We start from the raw sequence: 4,821 nt of genomic DNA, 5'->3' as shown, positions 1-4,821 counted from the left end.
GGACCAGGGACGATGCCGGGTGATGCGGGGCGATGCCCAGGGTGGAGCCCACGGAAGGGTGGTCAGGCGTGCAGGTCACGTTCGGGGTCCTCGGTCCTGTGGTGGCCGGGGACGGTGCCGGGGGCGCCATCGCCCTGAAGGGGCCGCGGCACCGCGCGGTGCTCGCCCGCCTGATCGTCGCCCGCCGTCACGTCGTCCCCGTGGCACGCCTCGTCGACGACCTGTGGGCGCAGCCGCCCGCGGACGCGGTCGGGGCGGTACGCACCTTCGTGGCCGCCCTGCGCCGGGCCCTCGAACCGGAGCGCCCGCCCCGCACCCCGGCCCGCCTGCTCGTCACCGAGGGGCCGGGATACGCCCTGCGCGCCGAGCCCGGCACGGTCGACGCCTGGCGCTTCGAGCAGGCGGTGACGGCCGCCGCGAGCTTGCCGCCCGGGGATGCCCTCGCCTGCCTGGAGGAGGCGCTGGGGTGGTGGCGCGGTTCGGCCTACGCCGAGTTCGCCGAGGAGGCGTGGGCCCGCTCCGAGCGCTCCCGCCTGGGCGAACTGCGACTGCGGGCCGTCGAGCTGCAGGCCGGGGCGCGCCTCGACCTGGGGCGGGCGGCCGACGCGGTGCCCGATCTGGACGCGCATGTGGCCGAGCACCCCTGGCGCGAGGACGCCTGGCGGCTCCTGGCCCTCGCGCTCTACCGCACCGGCAGGCAGGGCGACGCGCTCGCGGTCCTGCGCCGGGCCCGCGCCCTCCTGGTCGAGCAGCTCGGCGTGGACCCCGGCCCCGCGCTGCGCCGCCTGGAGGCGGACATCCTCGGCCAGGCCCGCCACCTCGACCCGGCACAGCCCCGGACCGGCGACGCCGCCGAACGGGTGTGGGCGCGGGCCACCACCGCCTACGACCGGGCCGTGGCGTCCGGAGCCCGCGTCCGCCTCGACTCCACGGTCGGCCTCCTCCGGAACCTGGCGGTGACCGGGGGCGGCGGCCTCGAAGCGGCCCGCGAGCACCGCGTGGCGGCCATCGAGGCGGCGGAGGAACTGGGCGACGCGGAGCTCACCGCCCGCGTGATCGGCGCGTACGACGTCCCGGCGATCTGGACCCGCGTCGACGACCCGCCGCAGGCCGCGCAGGTGGTGGCGGCGGCCGAACGCACCCTGGCCGCACTCCGTCCCGACGCGCACCCGGCGGCACGGGCCCGCCTGCTGGCCACGATCGCCCTGGAGTCACGCGGCACGAGCTCGGCGCGCGGACCCCAGGCGGCCCGCCAGGCCGAGGAGCTCGCCCGCGGTCTCGACGACCCCGCGCTGCTCGCGTTCACCCTCAACGGCCTTTTCATGCAGACCTTTTCCCGTGCGGGGCTTGCCGCCCGCCGGGACGCGATCGGCGCCGAGCTGATCGCCCTGTCCGCCCGCAACGGCCTGACCACGTACGAGGTCACGGGCCACCTCATCCGCCTCCAGGCCCGCAGCGCACTCGCGGACTTCGAGGGCGCCGACAGCCACGCGAGAGCTGCGGATCTCCTGGCGGTCCGTCATGAACTGCCGCTGGTAGGTGTGTTCACCGACTGGTACGCGGCGCTGCGGCTCGCCGCGACAGGGCAGACACCGGCAGCCGAGACCGCCTACCGGGAGGCCGCCGCACGACTGGACGGCGCGGGCATGCCGGGCCTGGAGCACGGACTGCTGCCGCTGGCCCAGCTGTGCCTGCGGCTGGGAAGCGGACGGCACACCCCGAACGACCTACGGTTCGAGGAGAGTTGGGCCGAGAGTGACGGGAGGGCGGACTGGGGCCCCTATGAGCCCTGGGCCCGCCCCTTGCTGCTGCTGGCCCAAGGCCGGCGCGGGGAAGCGGCGAAGGCACTGCGACGGCTCCCCGAACCGCCCCGCGACTTGCTGCTCGAAGCCCTGTGGTGCCTGGCCGCACGAGCGGCGATTGCCCTCGACGACCGCGAGACGATGGAGCGCGCCCACGCCGAACTGTCGCCTGCCGAAGGGGAGTTGGCCGGAGCGGGCAGCGGCCTGATCACGCTGGGCCCGGTCGCGCGGCATCTGGACGACCTCACGACGGCCCTGCGGCGCGGACGTGCCGGGCGGCGGGCCTGACGCGGCGGAATCACCGGTCAGACCCGTCGCACAGGGTCAGCCCTTGCGGGTGTTGACCTCGTCGGTGAGGGCGGGGACGACGTCGAAGAGGTCGCCGACCACGCCGTAGTCGACCAGTTCGAAGATCGGGGCTTCGGCGTCCTTGTTGATCGCCACGATCGTCTTGGAGGTCTGCATGCCCGCCCGGTGCTGGATCGCGCCCGAGATACCCGAGGCGATGTACAGCTGCGGCGAGACGCTCTTGCCGGTCTGGCCGACCTGGTTGGAGTGCGGGTACCAGCCCGCGTCCACCGCGGCACGCGAGGCGCCCACCGCCGCACCCAGCGAGTCCGCGAGCGATTCGATGAGGTGGAAGTTCTCCGCGCCGTTCACGCCGCGGCCGCCGGAGACCACGATGGCGGCCTCGGTCAGCTCCGGGCGTCCGGTCGACTCGCGCGGCGTGCGCGCGGTCACCTTGGTGCCCGTGGCCTGGTCGGAGAAGGACACCGACAGGGCCTCCACGGTGCCGGCGGCCGGGGCGGCCTCCACCGCGGCGCTGTTGGGCTTCACCGTGATCACCGGGGTGCCGGTGGTGATGCGGGACTTGGTGGTGTAGGAGGCGGCGAACGCCGACTGGGTGGCCACCGGGCCCTGCTCGCCCGCCTCCAGGTCGACGGCGTCGGTGATGATGCCCGACCCGATGCGCACCGCAAGACGCGCGGCGATCTCCTTGCCCTCCGCGGAGGAGGGCACCAGCACCGCGGCCGGGGAGACGGCGTCGTAGGCGGCCTGCAGTGCGTCGACCTTCGGGACCACCAGGTAGTCGGCGAACTCGGCGGCGTCGCTGGTCAGCACCTTGACCGCGCCGTGCTCGGCGAGCGCGGGAGCGGTCCCGGCGGCGCCGTTGCCCAGCGCGAGCGCGACGGGCTCGCCGATCCGGCGGGCCAGCGTGAGCAGCTCCAGGGTGGGCTTGCGGACGGCACCGTCCACGTGGTCGACGTAGACCAGAACTTCAGCCATGGGACTTCAATCCTTTGCAGAGACGAGGAAGCGAAAGACAGGGGGCGGCAGGGGCTCAGATGAACTTCTGGCCCGCGAGGAACTCGGCGAGCTGCTTGCCGCCCTCGCCCTCGTCCTTGACGATGGTGCCCGCACTGCGCGCGGGACGCTCGGTGGCCGCATCGACCCTCGTCCAGGCACCCTCCAGGCCCACCTGCCCGGCCTCCAGGTCCAGATCGGAGAGGTCCCAGGCCTCGACCGGCTTCTTCTTGGCGGCCATGATGCCCTTGAAGGAGGGGTAGCGGGCCTCGCCCGACTGGTCGGTCACCGACACCACCGCGGGCAGCGAGGCCTGAAGCTGCTCGGAGGCGCTGTCGCCGTCCCGGCGGCCCGTGACCACCCCGTCGGCGACGGACACCTCGGACAGCAGGGTGACCTGCGGCACGCCCAGGCGCTCGGCCAGCAGGGCCGGCACGATGCCCATCGTGCCGTCGGTGGACGCCATCCCGGAGATCACCAGGTCGTAGCCGGCCTTCTCGATCGCCTTGGCAAGCACCAGCGAGGTGCCCAGCGCATCCGTGCCGTGCAGGTCCTCGTCCTCCACATGGATGGCCTTGTCCGCACCCATCGACAGCGCCTTGCGCAACGCGTCCTTGGCGTCCTCCGGACCCACCGTCAGCACGGTGATCTCCGCGTCGTCCGCCTCGTCCGCGATCTGCAACGCCTGCTCGACCGCATACTCGTCCAGCTCCGACAGCAGCCCGTCGACGTCATCCCGGTCGACGGTCAGGTCATCGGCGAAATGCCGGTCGCCGGTGGCGTCGGGCACGTACTTCACGGTGACAACGATCCTCAAGCTCACGCCGGCTCTCCTACCTGGTGTTGTTCGTCATGGCGACGTTATGGCACTCAGTACCCCCTGTAAAGGTACGTAGTGCCAGATTGGTCATCACGATGCTACGTTCCCCGCATGACTGAGGCGCGCGGACCAGCGAAGAAGGCCCCCATGCGGCAGGTGCTCGCCCATGCGGCGTTCCAGCTGTTCCTGGAGCGGGGCTTCGAGCAGACCACGGTGGACGACATCGTGGCGCGGGCCGGTGTCGGGCGCCGCTCCTTCTTCCGGTACTTCCCGTCCAAAGAGGACGCCGTCTTCCCCGACCACGAGAGCTGCCTGGCCGACATGACGGCGTTCCTTGACGCGGCCGACGGCGGTGATCCCGTGGAGGCCGTGTGCGACGCGGCCCGGATCGTGCTGCGCATGTACGCCACGAATCCGGAGTTCTCCGTACAGCGCTACCGCCTCACGCAGGAGGTCCCCGGCCTGCGTACGTACGAACTCTCCGTGGTGCGCCGCTACGAACGCACCATGGCCGGCTACCTCCGCGGCCGCTACGCCGAGACCGAGGACGGCTCGCTGCGCGCCGAGGTGATCGCCGCCGCCGTGGTCGCCGCGCACAACAACGCCCTGCGCTCCTGGCTGCGTTCGGGCGGCGAGGGTGACGCCGAGACCGCCGTGGACCATGCCCTTGAGCTCGTGCGGACCGGCTGGGGGAGCGCCGCCGCGCACGGCGAATCGGCCGCCGACGGGACCGATGACGAGGTCGTCGTCATGGTGGTCTCCAAACGGGCCCCCATGTGGCGCGTGGTCCAGCGCGTCGAGTCGGCCCTCGGCCAGGACTGAAAGCATTTTCGCCAGGACCGAAAGCAACGGGGAGCACTCAGTACCTTTACCTGCTGGCACTCAGTGCCATAT

At 72.6% G+C, this 4,821-nt stretch carries 4 protein-coding genes; 2 read left to right on the top strand and 2 right to left on the bottom strand.

Annotation, left to right across the window (positions count from 1 at the left end):
- Window positions 1-68: 68 nt before the first annotated feature.
- Complete coding sequence (locus ACQKIP_RS39905) at window positions 69-2,090, top strand: AfsR/SARP family transcriptional regulator (RefSeq protein ID WP_365854770.1); 2,022 nt, start codon at window positions 69-71, stop codon at window positions 2,088-2,090.
- Window positions 2,091-2,126: 36 nt separating this feature from the next.
- Here the strand turns inward: ACQKIP_RS39905 and ACQKIP_RS39900 are convergent, their stop codons facing one another.
- The gene (locus tag ACQKIP_RS39900; protein ID WP_365854768.1) at window positions 2,127-3,089 is read right to left on the bottom strand and encodes an electron transfer flavoprotein subunit alpha/FixB family protein; all 963 of its coding nucleotides are present in this window, start codon (window positions 3,087-3,089) and stop codon (window positions 2,127-2,129) included.
- Window positions 3,090-3,144: 55 nt separating this feature from the next.
- Window positions 3,145-3,930, bottom strand: a complete 786-nt coding sequence (locus tag ACQKIP_RS39895; RefSeq protein ID WP_427745288.1) for an electron transfer flavoprotein subunit beta/FixA family protein — start codon at window positions 3,928-3,930, stop codon at window positions 3,145-3,147.
- A gap of 108 nt (window positions 3,931-4,038) precedes the next feature.
- On the opposite strand from ACQKIP_RS39895, the gene ACQKIP_RS39890 reads away from it, so the two are divergent.
- Window positions 4,039-4,749, top strand: a complete 711-nt coding sequence (locus ACQKIP_RS39890) for a TetR family transcriptional regulator (protein ID WP_365866955.1) — start codon at window positions 4,039-4,041, stop codon at window positions 4,747-4,749.
- Window positions 4,750-4,821 lie beyond the last annotated feature (72 nt).

It is taken from the genome of Streptomyces sp. NPDC059900 (assembly GCF_050270335.1).
GTDB lineage: Bacteria > Actinomycetota > Actinomycetes > Streptomycetales > Streptomycetaceae > Streptomyces.
The sequence above is the reverse complement of the archived record's forward strand: the minus strand, read 5'-3'. Positions and strand labels throughout refer to the sequence as shown.

Bases quoted from the DNA above. Each gene is read 5' to 3' on its own strand.
- ACQKIP_RS39900 (WP_365854768.1), bottom strand. From the start codon at position 3,089: ATGGCTGAAGTTCTGGTCTACGTCGACCACGTGGACGGTGCCGTCCGC.
- ACQKIP_RS39890 (WP_365866955.1), top strand. From the start codon at position 4,039: ATGACTGAGGCGCGCGGACCAGCGAAGAAGGCCCCCATGCGGCAGGTG.